This is a genomic window from Pseudomonas sp. KH_046_1, from assembly GCF_057839025.1.
Genome location: NZ_CM174481.1, coordinates 4128082 through 4142726, shown reverse-complemented (window position 1 = coordinate 4142726; position 14645 = coordinate 4128082). Strand labels below are relative to the sequence as shown.

At 61.2% G+C, this 14645-nt stretch carries 19 protein-coding genes; 8 read left to right on the top strand and 11 right to left on the bottom strand.

The genetic code is table 11. The features are described from left to right. Window positions 1–63: 63 nt before the first annotated feature. The 5 genes from lolA (at window position 64) to cysG (ending at window position 5247) form a co-directional block, all read left to right on the top strand. Complete coding sequence (lolA, locus tag AC3IT9_RS19100) at window positions 64–687, top strand: outer membrane lipoprotein periplasmic chaperone LolA (RefSeq protein WP_489270728.1); 624 nt, start codon at window positions 64–66, stop codon at window positions 685–687. Window positions 688–858: 171 nt separating this feature from the next. Continuing rightward, entirely contained in the window at window positions 859–2181 is a 1323-nt protein-coding gene (locus AC3IT9_RS19095; RefSeq protein ID WP_150755581.1) for a replication-associated recombination protein A, read from the top strand. Further along, entirely contained in the window at window positions 2181–2555 is a 375-nt protein-coding gene (gene crcB / locus AC3IT9_RS19090) for a fluoride efflux transporter CrcB (protein WP_056723806.1), read from the top strand. Before AC3IT9_RS19095 ends, crcB begins: the two co-directional genes overlap by 1 nt. Window positions 2556–2571: 16 nt before the next feature. After that, entirely contained in the window at window positions 2572–3852 is a 1281-nt protein-coding gene (gene serS, locus AC3IT9_RS19085) for a serine--tRNA ligase (RefSeq protein WP_057714175.1), read from the top strand. Then, window positions 3853–5247 carry a siroheme synthase CysG gene (cysG, locus tag AC3IT9_RS19080; protein WP_489270727.1) on the top strand — a complete coding sequence of 465 codons (1395 nt, stop codon included), beginning with the start codon at window positions 3853–3855 and terminating at the stop codon, window positions 5245–5247. Window positions 5248–5378: 131 nt separating this feature from the next. Here the strand turns inward: cysG and AC3IT9_RS19075 are convergent, their stop codons facing one another. The 9 genes from AC3IT9_RS19075 to AC3IT9_RS19035 all read right to left on the bottom strand — a co-directional run bounded on the left by AC3IT9_RS19075 (window position 5379) and on the right by AC3IT9_RS19035 (window position 10380). Next, window positions 5379–6380: a glutathione S-transferase family protein gene (locus AC3IT9_RS19075; protein WP_489270725.1), complete on the bottom strand. Its 1002-nt coding sequence runs from the start codon at window positions 6378–6380 to the stop codon at window positions 5379–5381. 91 nt (window positions 6381–6471) lie between these two features. Next, the gene (locus AC3IT9_RS19070; RefSeq protein ID WP_489270723.1) at window positions 6472–7473 is read right to left on the bottom strand and encodes a glycosyl transferase family protein; all 1002 of its coding nucleotides are present in this window, start codon (window positions 7471–7473) and stop codon (window positions 6472–6474) included. Next, on the bottom strand, window positions 7470–7805 hold the full coding sequence (locus AC3IT9_RS19065) for a TusE/DsrC/DsvC family sulfur relay protein (protein WP_046037873.1): 336 nt from the start codon (window positions 7803–7805) through the stop codon (window positions 7470–7472). Before AC3IT9_RS19065 ends, AC3IT9_RS19070 begins: the two co-directional genes overlap by 4 nt. Continuing rightward, the gene (gene tusB, locus AC3IT9_RS19060) at window positions 7802–8095 is read right to left on the bottom strand and encodes a sulfurtransferase complex subunit TusB (protein ID WP_489270722.1); all 294 of its coding nucleotides are present in this window, start codon (window positions 8093–8095) and stop codon (window positions 7802–7804) included. The genes AC3IT9_RS19065 and tusB overlap by 4 nt, the downstream gene beginning before the upstream one ends. Continuing rightward, on the bottom strand, window positions 8095–8457 hold the full coding sequence (gene tusC / locus AC3IT9_RS19055; RefSeq protein WP_489270721.1) for a sulfurtransferase complex subunit TusC: 363 nt from the start codon (window positions 8455–8457) through the stop codon (window positions 8095–8097). Before tusC ends, tusB begins: the two co-directional genes overlap by 1 nt. A gap of 1 nt (window position 8458) precedes the next feature. Beyond that, complete coding sequence (gene tusD / locus AC3IT9_RS19050; protein ID WP_489273531.1) at window positions 8459–8851, bottom strand: sulfurtransferase complex subunit TusD; 393 nt, start codon at window positions 8849–8851, stop codon at window positions 8459–8461. 200 nt (window positions 8852–9051) lie between these two features. Further along, window positions 9052–9756, bottom strand: a complete 705-nt coding sequence (locus tag AC3IT9_RS19045; RefSeq protein WP_489270720.1) for a YoaK family protein — start codon at window positions 9754–9756, stop codon at window positions 9052–9054. A gap of 25 nt (window positions 9757–9781) precedes the next feature. Beyond that, window positions 9782–10111 (bottom strand): DUF6388 family protein, encoded by a 330-nt coding sequence (locus AC3IT9_RS19040; RefSeq protein ID WP_150725954.1) that lies wholly within the window; start codon window positions 10109–10111, stop codon window positions 9782–9784. Window positions 10112–10131: 20 nt separating this feature from the next. Further along, window positions 10132–10380 carry a hypothetical protein gene (locus AC3IT9_RS19035; protein WP_008049352.1) on the bottom strand — a complete coding sequence of 83 codons (249 nt, stop codon included), beginning with the start codon at window positions 10378–10380 and terminating at the stop codon, window positions 10132–10134. 148 nt (window positions 10381–10528) lie between these two features. Between AC3IT9_RS19035 and AC3IT9_RS19030 the strand changes: the two genes are divergently transcribed. Continuing rightward, a complete protein-coding gene (locus tag AC3IT9_RS19030; protein WP_150758918.1) occupies window positions 10529–10879 on the top strand; it encodes a hypothetical protein in 351 nt (116 codons plus the stop codon). 129 nt (window positions 10880–11008) lie between these two features. Here AC3IT9_RS19030 and AC3IT9_RS19025 read toward each other — a convergent pair whose 3' ends face one another. After that, window positions 11009–11434, bottom strand: coding sequence for a GNAT family N-acetyltransferase (locus tag AC3IT9_RS19025; protein ID WP_489270719.1), 426 nt, complete (start codon window positions 11432–11434; stop codon window positions 11009–11011). 166 nt (window positions 11435–11600) lie between these two features. Between AC3IT9_RS19025 and AC3IT9_RS19020 the strand changes: the two genes are divergently transcribed. Next, entirely contained in the window at window positions 11601–12188 is a 588-nt protein-coding gene (locus AC3IT9_RS19020; protein WP_150725957.1) for an NUDIX domain-containing protein, read from the top strand. Window positions 12189–12206: 18 nt separating this feature from the next. On the opposite strand, the gene AC3IT9_RS19015 is transcribed toward AC3IT9_RS19020, so the two are convergent. Continuing rightward, a complete protein-coding gene (locus AC3IT9_RS19015; RefSeq protein ID WP_150758916.1) occupies window positions 12207–12719 on the bottom strand; it encodes a methylated-DNA--[protein]-cysteine S-methyltransferase in 513 nt (170 codons plus the stop codon). A 136-nt stretch (window positions 12720–12855) separates the two neighbouring features. On the opposite strand from AC3IT9_RS19015, the gene ggt reads away from it, so the two are divergent. Beyond that, window positions 12856–14583: a gamma-glutamyltransferase gene (gene ggt / locus AC3IT9_RS19010; RefSeq protein ID WP_489270718.1), complete on the top strand. Its 1728-nt coding sequence runs from the start codon at window positions 12856–12858 to the stop codon at window positions 14581–14583. The last annotated feature ends 62 nt before the right edge of the window (window positions 14584–14645 follow it).

Sequence of the window (14645 nt, the reverse complement as noted above, 5' to 3'; positions counted from 1 at the left end):
GAGTATGAAAAGGGTGGTGCCTTTGGCCCCACCCGCACTCCCACGAATGTTATGAGGACTCCCATGCGTCTGATCCGCATGCTGTTGCTGCCGGTACTGGCCTTGACCACGCTCCAGGCTCACGCCGATGACAAGGACGTGGCACGCCTGACCCAACTGCTGGAAAAATCCCAGACCCTGACTGCACGCTTCTCGCAACTGACCCTTGATGGCACCGGCACCCAGTTGCAGGAAACCGCCGGTGAGATGTCGCTGCAGCGTCCGGGTCTGTTCTACTGGCACACCGATGCGCCGGCCGAACAGACCATGATCTCCGATGGCAAGAAAGTCACCCTGTGGGACCCGGACCTGGAACAGGCCACCATCAAGAACCTCGACCAGCGCCTGACCCAGACCCCGGCCTTGCTGTTGTCCGGTGACGTGTCCAAGATCAGCCAGAGCTTCGACATCAGCTCCAAGGAAGCCGGCGGCGTGATCGATTTCACCCTCAAGCCGAAAACCAAGGACACCCTGTTCGACAGCCTGCGCCTGTCGTTCCGCAATGGTCTGGTCAATGATATGCAACTGATCGACAGCGTCGGCCAACGCACCAATATCCTGTTCACCGGGGTAAAGGCCAACGTGCCGATCCCGGCTTCCAAGTTCAAGTTCGATATCCCTAAAGGGGCTGACGTAATTCAGGAATAAGACAGATAACCTGTGGGAGCGAGCTTGCTCGCGATGGCGGCATAACATTCAACAGCAATGTCGACTGACCTGACGCTATCGTCGGAACGCCGCCCGGAGCAAGCTCGCTCCCACAGGGGCTTGCGGTGTTTAATGATTTGGCTGATAGGCAGTGAGGTTTTTTAGGTAACCATGGATCTGTTTCGCAGCACCCCCATCGCCCAGCCCTTGGCCGCCCGTCTGCGTGCGGCCAATCTGGACGAGTACGTCGGTCAGGAACACGTGCTCGCTCGCGGCAAGCCCCTGCGCGAGGCGCTGGAGCAGGGTGCCCTGCATTCGATGATTTTCTGGGGGCCGCCGGGTGTGGGCAAAACCACCCTGGCGAGATTGCTCGCGGAAGTCTCGGATGCGCACTTCGAAACGGTCTCGGCGGTGCTGGCCGGGGTCAAGGAGATCCGCCAGTCGGTGGAAATCGCTAAGCAGCAGGCCGCTCAGTACGGCCGCCGCACCATCCTGTTCGTCGACGAAGTGCATCGCTTCAACAAGTCCCAGCAGGATGCGTTCCTGCCCTACGTTGAGGACGGCACGCTGATTTTCATCGGCGCAACCACGGAAAATCCCTCGTTCGAGCTCAACAACGCCTTGCTGTCACGGGCGCGGGTCTATGTGCTGAAAAGCCTCGACGAAGCGGCCCTGCGCAAACTGGTGCACCGCGCGCTGACCGAAGAGCGCGGTCTGGGCAAGCGCAACCTGACCCTCAGCGACGAAGGCTTCCAGATGCTGCTGTCGGCCGCCGATGGCGATGGTCGGCGTTTGCTCAATCTGCTGGAAAACGCTTCGGACCTGGCGGAAGACAACAGCGAAATCGGCACCGACCTCCTGCAAAGCCTGCTCGGTGATACCCGCCGGCGGTTCGACAAGGGCGGCGAAGCGTTCTACGACCAGATTTCCGCGCTGCATAAATCGGTGCGCGGCTCCAACCCCGACGGCGCCTTGTATTGGTTCGCACGGATGATCGACGGCGGTTGCGACCCCCTGTATCTGGCCCGGCGCGTGGTGCGCATGGCCAGCGAAGACATCGGCAATGCCGACCCGCGCGCCCTCAGCCTGTGCCTGGCGGCCTGGGAAGTGCAGGAGCGCCTCGGCAGCCCCGAAGGCGAACTGGCGGTGGCCCAGGCCATTACCTATCTGGCCTGCGCGCCGAAAAGCAACGCGGTGTACATGGGCTTCAAGACCGCATTGCGCGCCGCCGCCGAGCACGGTTCGCTGGAAGTGCCGCTGCACCTGCGCAATGCGCCGACCAAGCTTATGAAGCAACTGGGCTACGGCGATGAGTACCGTTATGCCCATGATGAGCCGGACGCTTATGCCGCTGGCGAAGACTATTTCCCGGAAGAACTCGACCCGATCCCGTTCTATCAGCCTGTGCCCCGAGGCCTGGAATTGAAGATCGGCGAAAAACTCAATCACCTGGCAAAACTCGACCGTTTAAGCCCAAGGCAGCGGAGAAAATAGTGCTTCCCTTGATCGTTGCGGTTTCCGTCGGCGGGATGGCCGGTACGTTGTTGCGCTTTGCCACGGGCAACTGGATCAACGCGAATTGGCCGCGGCACTTCTATACCGCGACGCTGGCCGTTAATATCGTGGGCTGTTTGCTGATCGGCGTTCTATACGGTCTGTTTTTGATACGCCCGGAGGTGCCCATCGAGGTGCGTGCCGGGTTGATCGTCGGCTTCCTCGGGGGGCTGACGACTTTTTCATCCTTTTCACTGGATACGGTGCGCCTGCTGGAAAGCGGGCAAGTGCCGCTGGCCCTGGGCTATGCGGCGCTCAGCGTATTCGGCGGGCTGCTTGCCACCTGGGCCGGCCTGTCCTTGACCAAACTTTGATAAACGAGAAACCGACATGCTCGATTCCAAACTGTTACGTAGCAACCTTCAGGACGTAGCGGACCGCCTGGCATCCCGTGGCTATACCCTGGATGTTGCGCGCATCGAAGCGCTGGAAGAACAGCGCAAGACCGTCCAGACCCGCACCGAAGCACTGCAGGCTGAACGTAATGCGCGCTCCAAATCCATCGGTCAGGCCAAGCAGCGCGGCGAAGACATCGCGCCGCTGATGGCGGACGTCGAGCGCATGGCGGGCGAATTGAGCGCCGGTAAAGTCGAACTGGACGCGATCCAGACCGATCTGGACTCGATCCTGCTGGGTATCCCCAACCTGCCGCACGAATCGGTACCGGTCGGCGAAGACGAAGACGGCAACGTCGAAGTGCGCCGCTGGGGCACCCCGACGGCCTTCGATTTCCCGGTTCAGGACCACGTGGCCCTGGGCGAGAAATTCGGCTGGCTGGACTTTGAAACCGCCGCCAAGCTGTCCGGCGCCCGTTTCGCCCTCCTGCGCGGCCCGATCGCTCGTCTGCATCGCGCCCTGGCGCAGTTCATGATCAACCTGCACGTCACCGAGCACGGCTACGAAGAGGCCTACACGCCTTATCTGGTCCAGGCCCCGGCGCTGCAAGGCACCGGCCAGCTGCCGAAGTTCGAAGAAGACCTGTTCAAGATCGCGCGCGAAGGCGAAGCCGATCTGTACCTGATCCCGACCGCCGAAGTGTCGCTGACCAACATCGTCGCCGGCGAAATCGTCGATTCGAAACTGCTGCCGATCAAGTTCGTCGCTCACACGCCGTGCTTTCGCAGTGAAGCCGGCGCATCGGGCCGCGACACCCGCGGCATGATCCGCCAGCACCAGTTCGACAAGGTTGAAATGGTGCAGATCGTCGAGCCATCGAAGTCGATGGAAGCGCTGGAAGGCTTGACCGCCAACGCCGAGAAGGTCCTGCAACTGCTGGAACTGCCTTACCGCACCTTGGCGCTGTGCACCGGCGACATGGGCTTCAGCGCGGTCAAGACCTACGACCTGGAAGTGTGGATCCCGAGCCAGGACAAGTACCGCGAAATCTCGTCGTGCTCCAACTGCGGCGACTTCCAGGCCCGCCGCATGCAGGCGCGTTTCCGCAACCCGGAAACCGGCAAGCCGGAACTGGTACACACCCTGAACGGCTCCGGTCTTGCAGTCGGTCGTACCCTGGTGGCGGTGCTCGAGAACTATCAGCAGGCCGACGGTTCGATCCGCGTACCTGAAGTCCTCAAGCCGTACATGGGTGGCCTCGAGGTTATTGGCTAAATGAACTATCTGCCGCTGTTTCACAACCTTCGCGGCAGTCGTGTGTTGGTCGTCGGCGGGGGGGAGATTGCCTTGCGCAAATCCCGCCTGCTGGCCGATGCCGGTGCGCTGCTGCGGGTGGTTGCACCTGAAATCGAAGCGCAACTGCGCGAACTGGTTGCCGGCAGCGGTGGCGAGTGCCTGCTACGTGGCTACGCCGAGGCGGATCTGGACGGTTGCGGGCTGATCATTGCCGCCACCGACGACGAAACGCTGAACGCACAAGTCTCCGCCGATGCCCATCGGCGTTGCGTGCCGGTCAACGTGGTGGATGCGCCAGCCCTGTGCAGCGTGATCTTTCCGGCGATCGTCGACCGTTCTCCGTTGATCATTGCAGTGTCCAGCGGCGGCGATGCGCCAGTGTTGGCACGTTTGATCCGCGCCAAGATCGAAACCTGGATTCCTTCCACCTACGGTCAACTGGCCGGTCTGGCGGCGCGTTTTCGCCATCAGGTCAAAGGCCTGTTTCCGGATGTGCAGCAGCGTCGGGCGTTCTGGGAAGATGTTTTCCAGGGCCCGATTGCCGACCGCCAGCTGGCCGGGCAGGGCGGTGAAGCCGAGCGCTTGCTCCAGGCGAAAATCGATGGCGAAGCGCCAGTGGCGACCGGTGAGGTCTATCTGGTGGGCGCCGGGCCAGGTGACCCGGATCTGCTGACGTTCAAGGCATTGCGTCTGATGCAGCAAGCCGACGTGGTGCTGTACGACCGTTTGGTGGCACCGGCGATTCTCGAGCTGTGCCGTCGCGACGCCGAGCGGGTCTACGTCGGCAAGCGACGAGCCGATCACGCGGTGCCGCAGGATCAGATCAACCAGCAATTGGTGGATTTGGCCAAACAGGGCAAGCGTGTGGTGCGGTTGAAGGGCGGTGATCCGTTCATCTTCGGTCGTGGTGGTGAGGAGATCGAAGAACTGGCGGCCCATGGCATCCCGTTCCAGGTCGTGCCGGGGATTACGGCGGCCAGTGGTTGCGCGGCCTATGCCGGGATTCCGCTGACCCACCGCGATTATGCGCAGTCGGTGCGTTTCATCACCGGGCACCTCAAGGACGGCTCAAGCGATTTGCCTTGGGCTGACCTGGTGGCCCCGGCGCAAACCCTGGTGTTCTACATGGGGCTGGTGGGCTTGCCGATCATCTGCGAGCAGTTGATCAAGCATGGTCGCGGTGCCGATACCCCGGCAGCGTTGATCCAGCAGGGCACCACGGTCAACCAGCGGGTGTTTACCGGCACCCTGGCGGACCTGCCACGGCTGGTGGCGGAGCATGAAGTGCATGCGCCGACATTGGTGATCGTGGGTGAAGTGGTGCAACTGCGCGAGAAACTGGCGTGGTTTGAAGGGGCTCAGGGGCAACTCTGAAAACCGGGTGTCCCCATCGCTGGCAAGCCAGCTCCCACAGGTTTTGTGTTGAAGCTGCAGTCTTCAACATCACATAGATCACTGTGGGAGCTGGCTTGCCAGCGATGGGGCCTTCAAAACCTACGCAAATCTCAGGCCCTGCGCCAAATCCCTTTCCCACTCAACCGCTCCCGATCATGGGACGCGGTGAAATCCTGCTCTGGACCTTTTGGCACAATCCCGGTTGGATTGATGGTCTTGTGGCTGGCGTAGTAGTGATGCTTGATGTGGGTGAAATCCACCGTCTCCGCAATCCCCGGCCACTGATAAATTTCCCGCAGCCAGTTCGACAGGTTCGGATAATCGGCAATGCGCCGCAGGTTGCACTTGAAGTGCCCGTAGTACACCGCATCGAAGCGAATCAGCGTGGTGAACAGGCGGATGTCCGCTTCGGTCAGGTACTCGCCAGCCAGGTAGCGGTTGGCGCCCAGCAGCAGTTCCAGGCGGTCCAGTTCGGCAAACACCTCATCGAAGGCTTGTTCATAAGCCTGTTGCGAGGTGGCAAACCCGGCGCGGTACACGCCATTGTTCACCGCCGGATAAATCCGCTCGTTCAACGCATCGATCTCTCCGCGCAGCGGCGCCGGGTAGAAGTCCAGGTCATTGCCGGTCAGATCGTCGAAGGCGCCATTGAGCATGCGGATGATTTCCGATGATTCATTGTTGACGATGCGATTCTGTTGTTTGTCCCACAGCACCGGTACGGTGACGCGGCCGGTGTAGTCGGCGGTGTCGGCGGTGTAGCGCTGGTGCATGAAGTCGAAGTGATCGAGCTTGTCGCCGGTCGAGCCGAGGTGCTGGTCGAAGGTCCAGCCGTTTTCCAGCATCAACCAGCTGACCACCGAGACGTCGATCAGCTTTTCGAGGCCTTTGAGTTTGCGCAGGATCAGCGTGCGATGGGCCCACGGACAGGCCAGGGACACGTACAGGTGATAGCGCCCGGGCTCGGCCGCAAAACCACCGACGCCGGTCGGTCCCGGCTTGCCGTCAGCGGTCAACCAGTTGCGACGCTGCGCCTGTTCACGTTGGAACGCGCCGTCCTTGCTGCTTTCGTACCACTTGTCCTGCCAGCGGCCATCCACTAACAAACCCATGTTCAAGACTCCCGAAACCCATAATCGATGGAGTCGAGTCTATTCCGATGAGTTCGAACAAAAAGCGCAAAGATCGGGCGCGAATGATCGGTTAAATCGATTTGTCCCGCGCAGCCCAGTATTTTTCAGCGGTTTCGAAGGCCTGATCGCGGCTCTGTCCGAGGCCACGCAGGGCCAGGGCCATGGTCGAGATCAGGGCCATTTGCGGGTAGCTGTCGACCACATCGCCACGCCAGACCGCTTTCAAATGTTCAGGCTCAAGCGAGGCTGGTTTGACGTGACGCTGCGCCGACAACTGCGGCCATTCCTCGTCCCAGCTCTCGCCGCCGGTGGTGCCGTACAGGTGGCTGTCGGCGTCCGGGTTGATCTCGATCTCGCCGCCATCGCCCTTGATCACGATGGTGGTGTCACCCAGCAGGCCGCTGGCATCGCGATGCACCGCCTGATAACCCGGGTGGAAAATGCTCTGCAGGCCGCAACGGGCGCCCAGCGGATTGAGAATCCGCGCCAGGGAGTGGATCGGCGAGCGCAGACCCAGGGTATTGCGCAGGTCGATCATGCGTTGCAGCTGTGGCGCCCAGTCCATCAATGGCATGAAGGCCAGGCAGCCGTTATCCAGCGCCGAACCCACCTGTTGCCAGTTGCGGCACAGCGGGATGTTCAGTTCGCCCAGCAGTTGTTCGCTGTACAGGCGACCGGCCGTGTGGGCGCCGCCGCCGTGCATGAAAATCCGCACGCCGTTTTGCGCCAGGCACTTGGCCGCCAACAGATACCACGGCAGATGGCGTTTCTTGCCGGCGTAGGTCGGCCAGTCCAGATCCACCGCCAGCGTCGGAGGATTCAGACGCTCACGCAAGGCCTCGGTGAAGCCCGCCATCTCTTCCGCGCTTTCTTCCTTGTGCCGCAACAGCATCAGGAATGCGCCGAGTTGGGTTTCCTCGACTTTTTCATCGAACACCATGCCCATGGCCTCGCGGGCCTCGACCCGGGTCAGGTCACGGGCGCCGCGCTTGCCTTTGCCAAGGATCCGCACGAACTGGGCGAACGGATGCTCGGCGGGCGTTTCGAGTGTCAGTGCTGGGTAGTCGGTCATAAGCAATTCGTCGGTTTGGGCAGGCCCGCCAGTTTCGCGGCGAGTTTGGCGGGAGTGCCTTTGAACAGTCGGTTCAGGTGCAGGCTGTTGCCTTTTTCCGGGCCGAGTTTCAGGGCGGTGTACTTGATCAACGGGCGGGTGGCCGGTGACAGCTGGAATTCGGCGTAGAAACTGCGCAGCAGTTCGAGGACTTCCCAGTGTTCGGGCGTCAACTCGATGTCTTCGGCAGCCGCCAGGGCACTGGCCACATCCGCAGACCAGTCACTCAGTTCGACCAGGAAACCGTCCTTGTCCAGTTCGATGGCGCGGGCACCGACCGTCAATGCATTCATAGCCAACTGTTGACCTTGTCGTAGTGAATCGACAGTTCGACGAAGGCCGGGTAATCGATGGCTTTGGCCCAGTCTGGAACCGCAAGCGCCCGGGCCTGGGCATCTTCAGCCAGGACGAACAGCTTCAGGCCGCGTGCGCTGAGCGCCGTGAACGGCGCGGTGCCTGGCTGCAACGCATAGGCTGCATCTCCGGACAACAGCAACCCATCGTTGGCGCCGATCACGCGCAGGCAACTGGTCAGGCGTTCGTCGCCGAACGGGGATTGAGACAACACATGCAAAGTCGACATCAGAGGGTGATCACCTGATCGTAACGGTCAATGAGGGCGGTGATTTCGTGGGCGGCCAACACCTGGGCTTCTTCCAGCGACAGGCCGCTCGGGTCCAGGCCGCGCTGGGTAATGCTGTCGCCGCAGGCAAACAGTTCCTCGACACCGAACATCGGCAGGGCTTGCAGGTTGGCGCTCAGGTCCTTCTGTTGCAGGGCCTTGGCGTTCAGACCGGCGGCCAGCTGGAACACGCCGTCATCGAGAAACAACAGGCCGATCGGCAGGTCGAAGGCGCCCCCGGCCAGCACGATATCCAGCGCTTCCCGCGCGCCTGGGCCGGACCATGGCGACTGGCGGCTGATGATTAATATGGATTTGGCCATGTCATGCGCCTCCGAAACAGATCAGACGGTCGGCATCCTGCGCAGCGTCATGCAATTGGCCGAGGCCGGACAATTCCCACGGCGCACCGACGGCTACCGCCTCGCGCTGATAGCGTCTGGCTTCTTCCTCGTTCAACACACCACGCCGCAGGGCAGCGGCGATGCACACCACGCCATCGAGTTGATGGTCGCTGACAAAGGCACGCCACTGTTTGGGCAAGTCCAGTTCATCCTGGGGAGTGACCACGCTGGCGGACGCGTTGTAGACGCCATCCTGGTAGAAAAACAGCCGGACAATCTCGTGCCCGTCAGCTAGCGCGGCCTGGGCGAACAGCAGGGCGCGGCGCGAGGAGGGCGCGTGAGCGGCGGAAAATACGGCGATGGCGAACTTCATGGTGCACTCGATCAGCGAAACTGCGGCCATGATAAAGCTTTATCGGCGGGGCGGCTAAAGTGATGTTGTCTATGCTGGCCCCATCGCGAGCAAGCTCGCTCCCACAATTGTTTCGTGGTGGATTTCAATTTTGTATTCGACACCGATCCCCTGTGGGAGCGAGCTTGCTCGCGATGAGGCCCGCATAGGCACCGCCAAGCTCAACGCGGCATATACCCTAACTGCCAGCGCCGCGGGATCTTCAACGACAACACCGCGAGTCCGGCAGCCAGCAGGCCACTGGCAAACAACGCCTTGAGTCCCAGGTGGTGTTCCAGCAAGGCACCGAGTACCGCGCCGGCGAACATGCCGGTCCAGGGGATCAGTTGCACGCGCCAGCCGCTACGGCGCTCGCCGAGCATCCAGCGACCCAGCCCGCGGCCGAAACGCGACAGGGCGCCGGTGACGTAAGTCAGGCCAACCGGCAGGCCGTTCACTTCTTCCACCGCAGCGTTGAGCATGCCCATTGCGATGATCGCCGCCAGCAGTGCTGGCAGCTGCTCGTCATAAGGCCAGGCCGCGGCGGCGCACAGCAGGGTGGCGATGCACAACATTAGCGGCAGGGCCCGGCGGCCACCTAGTCGACTAACGATGATGCCCAGCGCGTTGCCGACGATGAAGGTGGCGACGAGGATCACCAGGCGCAGGGTCAACCCAAGGTCGCCAGCACTGATGGCGACCGCCATCCGCGTGGTATTGCCGCTCATGAACGAGACGAAGTCACCGCTGGCCATGAAACCGATGGCGTCGGTCATGCCGGCGAGGACCGAGAGCATGGCCACCAGGCTCAGGCCGATGCGCCCGCGCCATTTCTGCGTGTGCAAGTGACCGGGGCTGGCGTGGGTCCTGGCGGTATTAGGCAGCATCGGCGACGGCATCCTTGAACTGTGCTTAGGGTTTTATCCCATTCAACTCGCAATATTCCAGCCAGTCCATGCCGGCCATTTCCGCCACTTCCCGGTGCACTTCCAGGCGCTGCGCTTCGTACTCCTGGGGTGTGGCGGTGGTTAACTGCAACGTCAGTTCCCAGGCGAACAACTGCTGGCGTTCTGCTTCAGCTTCAAACGCTTCGTGCAACCGTTCCTCGCGATACTGTTCCGCCGTTTCGCCCTTGGCCTGAGCCAGCAGCGGGTTGAGGTGGTCGAGTTCTTCGCGCAACTCGGGGCGCGCATCGAGAAACCGCTTCAGTGCTTGCTCATGCTGCAGTTCGGTTGCCGCCATGGTCGCTCCTTGAGAACGGATTACGAGGATTGCTTCTTGCCGGCCTTGGCCGCTGCCGCCAGGCATTCGAGGGCAAACTGTTCGGTGTAGGTCATCTGGATCGGCGTGGTTTCGCCTTTGACGGTTCTTTCGCCGTCGAGGATGTAGCGAATCCGCTTGTCGGTGACGCCGATTCGCTTGGCAATCCAGGAAGGCGTCTGACCGATCTGGCTGATCAGCTTGTCGGCATATTCAGTGCTCGGTTTGTAGAACTCGGCATTAGGTGTCATCGGGTTTCCAGTCAGAGGTGCGATGGGGCGTTATTGGCGCGACAGGGTGCGCGAATCGTTGCGCGCTGTCGCGGTATAAATGCAGTAAAGCAGAACGATACGGGCTGCCGGGGTGATAAAGTCCGCTTTTTCCTGATGAGTGAATGCAATGCGAATTCTGATGGCGGCGCTGGCCGTGACGTTGCTGGCGGGATGCGCCGGCTCGGCGATGAACGATGCCCGCACCAAGGCCCCGTACAAGACCCTGAACTCGGAAAAACCGGGAAAAGACGTCGCCCAGTGCGTGCAGTTTTCCTGGCAGGACGAGGCCGTGTTCGGTGTCGATGCCGCTGCGTATTTGGAGCCGGGGGAGAAGGGCGGTACGACGGTTTACACCCGTTCCGCGGAGTCTTTCGTCGACGTGACCACCGATGCCTCGGGCACGGTGTTGAGCTACTACGCACAGAAGGACGATTTCGTGGCCAAGCGCCGGTTGGCGGCGTTGGCGACTTGTCTGTGATCTGATGGCTAACGCAAGTCCCCTGTGGGAGCGGGCTTGCTCGCGAAGACGGCTGTTCAGTCAGTATTGATGTTGACTGACCTGACGCTTTCGCGAGCAAGCCCGCTCCCACATTGGTTTGTGTGCTGGTCAGTAATTCAGGCGCTTCTGGAAGAAGAAGTGCTTGTGCCCCGGCGGGTAATCGGCAATGTGCCCGATCTCGCTGTAGCCGCATTTCCTGTAGAACTCAGGTGCCTGGAATTCAAAGGTGTCGAGCCACAGCCCGACACATTTCCGCTCCCGCGCCAGGTCTTCGGCCATCTGCATCAATTTCGAACCAAGGCCCTGTCCCCGCGCCTGCTCCGGCACCACCAGCAAGTCGATGTACAGCCACTGGTAAAACAATCGGCCATGCAGGCCGCCGAGGATCTCGTCGTTGTCGTCGCGCACCAGCAAGGCGATGTGCTCAGGCACGTTACCTTCAGCCTTCGAGCCGTTGTAGGCGCGCAGCGGTTTGAGGATGGCCTGGCGTTGTTCATCCGTGGGGTTATGCGACAGTTCGATACGCAGGTTCATGGCTATATCCATATGGCATTGAAGCCGCAGCCTATCCCGGTTGCAGCGATTGTTCCATCCCCGGAAAAGTTGAACCGTCGCCAACGCGCAACTTGCCTGAGGGGGCAAAGGCTGTCCGTTTTCACTTAATATATGGACCCTCAGACCAATAACAGGACGCGTTGTCATGTCGAACACAGCCGAGCGGGTCAACATCCTAGAGTCTCAGGTGTTGTCCCACGACTGGTACCTGCTCAAGAAAATCACCTTCGATTACCGCCGCAACAACGGCGAGTGGCAACGCCAGACGCGGGAAGTCTACGACCGTGGCAATGGCGCGGCGATTCTCTTGTACAACCGCGAAAAGAGGACCGTGGTACTGACCCGGCAGTTTCGCCTGCCGGTGTTCGTCAACGGTCACGATGGGCTGTTGATCGAAGTGGCTGCGGGGCTGCTCGAAGGCGCAGCGCCTGAAGACCGGATCCGCGATGAAGCGGAGGAAGAGACGGGGTATCGCGTGCACCATGTGCAGAAGGTGTTCGAGGCGTACATGAGCCCCGGTTCGGTGACGGAAAAATTGCACTTCTTCATTGCCGAATATGATGCGAAGTCGAAAGTCAGCGACGGTGGCGGGCTGGAGGCGGAAACCGAAGAGCTGGAAGTGCTGGAGTGGGCGTTCGAGGACGCGCTCGAAGCGTTTTATCGCGGCGAAATCTGCGACGCCAAGACCATCATGCTGTTGCAGTATGCGGCGATGAAAAACCTCTTCAATTAAACGCAATCTCCTACAGGGTTAAAAGCCTGGCAGACGCGCGGTGCCGGGCCATTGCCCGCCTTCAAGGGTGAGCAACTTCTCCTTCGCCTCAAGCCCACCGGCGAACCCGGTCAACTTCCCCGACGCGCCAATCACCCGGTGACACGGCGCCACGATCGAAATCGGGTTCTTGCCATTCGCCGCACCCACCGCCCTGACCGCCGTCGGGTTACCGATCTGTTCGGCGATCTGGCTGTAGCTGCGGGTTTCGCCGAACGGGATGGTCAACAGCGTCGCCCAGACCTTCTTCTGAAATTCCGTGCCGGCAAAATCCAGATCCAGTTCGAAGCGATCGCGGGTGCCGGAAAAATATTCGCGCAACTGCGCAGCCGTGCGCACCAGGATCGGGTTGTCCGGCGCTTCGCTCATCGGTCCCAGGCGCACCCGGCCGGGTTTGTCGTTTTCCCAGAGGATGGCCGCCAGTCGTGAACCGTTCGCGACCAGCTTCAACTGGCCCACGGGGGAGGCCACGGTGGTGCAGGTATAGGTCATGCCAGGGCTCGCGCAAAATTGCTGAACAGGCGTTAAGGATACTGCCTCGACGGGGAGGCGCAATACGTAATCCCGACCATACTTGGCAACGGCTTTTGAAACGTTTCCCCGTTTAATGACAAGAAGAGACCGACTCATGAAGTACGAACCTTTTGCCAAATCGCTGATTGCGACCTCGTTGGCGCTCAGCTGCCTGACCGCCCATGCCGCCTCCGTGGCCCCGGCTACCGGGGAAAACGGCATGGTGGTCACGGCCCAGCACCTGGCCAGCCATGTGGGCGTGGATGTGCTGAAGAACGGCGGCAACGCCGTGGATGCGGCGGTCGCGGTCGGCTATGCGCTGGCGGTGGTGTACCCCGCGGCAGGCAACCTCGGCGGCGGTGGTTTCATGACCATTCAACTGGCGGACGGGCGCAAGACCTTCCTCGACTTCCGTGAAAAAGCGCCGCTGGCCGCTACCGCCAACATGTACCTGGACAAGGAGGGCAACGTCGTTCCCGATTTGAGCACCCGTGGCCACCTGGCCGTGGGCGTGCCGGGCACCGTTTCGGGCATGGAACTGGCGCTGTCCAAGTACGGCACCAAACCGCGCAAGGAAATCATCGCCCCGGCCATCAAGCTGGCCGAAGACGGTTTCATGCTGGAGCAGGGGGACGTCGATCTGCTGGACTACGCCACTGACATGTTCAAGAAGGACATCAAGGATTCCGGCGCAATCTTTCTGAGCAAAGGCGAGCCGATGCAGGTCGGCCAGAAACTGGTGCAAAAGGACCTGAGCAAGACATTGCGGGAGATCTCCGAGAAAGGCGCCGACGGTTTTTATAAAGGCTGGGTGGCCGACGCCATCGTCACCTCCAGTCAGGCCAACAAGGGCATCATCACCCAGGCCGACCTCGACAAATACAAGACCCGTGAACTGGCGCCCATCGAGTGCGACTACCGTGGCTACCACGTGGTTTCCGCACCGCCACCGAGCTCCGGCGGCGTGGTGATCTGCGAAATCATGAACATCCTCGAAGGCTATCCGATGAAGGACCTGGGCTACCACTCGGCCCAGGGCATGCACTATCAGATCGAGGCGATGCGCCACGCCTACGTGGACCGCAACAGCTACCTGGGCGACCCGGATTTCGTGAAGAACCCGATTGCCCACCTGCTGGATAAAAACTACGCGACCAAGCTGCGCGAAGCGATCAAGCCACAAAAAGCCGCGATATCCAGTGAACTCAAGCCCGGTGTAGCGCCCCATGAAGGCAGCAACACCACCCATTACTCCATCGTCGACAAGTGGGGCAACGCGGTGTCGGTGACCTACACCCTCAACGACTGGTTCGGTGCCGGCGTGATGGCGAGCAAGACCGGGGTCATCCTCAACGATGAAATGGACGACTTCACCTCGAAAATCGGCGTACCGAACATGTACGGCCTGGTGCAGGGCGAGGCCAACGCCATCGCGCCCGGCAAGGCGCCGCTGTCGTCCATGAGCCCGACCATTGTCACCAAGGATGGCAAAGTGGTGATGGTGGTCGGCACGCCGGGCGGCAGCCGCATCATCACCGCGACCTTGCTGACCATGCTCAACGTGATCGACTACGGCATGAACATCCAGGAAGCGGTGGATGCACCGCGTTTCCACCAACAGTGGCTGCCGGAGGAAACCAACCTGGAAGCCTTCACCACCAGCCCGGACACGGTGAAAATCCTCGAAAGCTGGGGCCACAAGTTCGCCGGTCCACAGGATGCCAACCACCTGGCGGCGATCCTGGTCGGCGCGCCATCCCTGGGTGGCAAGCCGGTCGGCAAGAACCGTTTCTACGGGGCGAACGACCCACGGCGTAACACCGGGTTGTCGCTGGGTTATTGAGGGTTGTGTCCGGAGGGGGACGGGCTTATGTTCGTCCCCTGATCCATCGACAAATCAAGGAA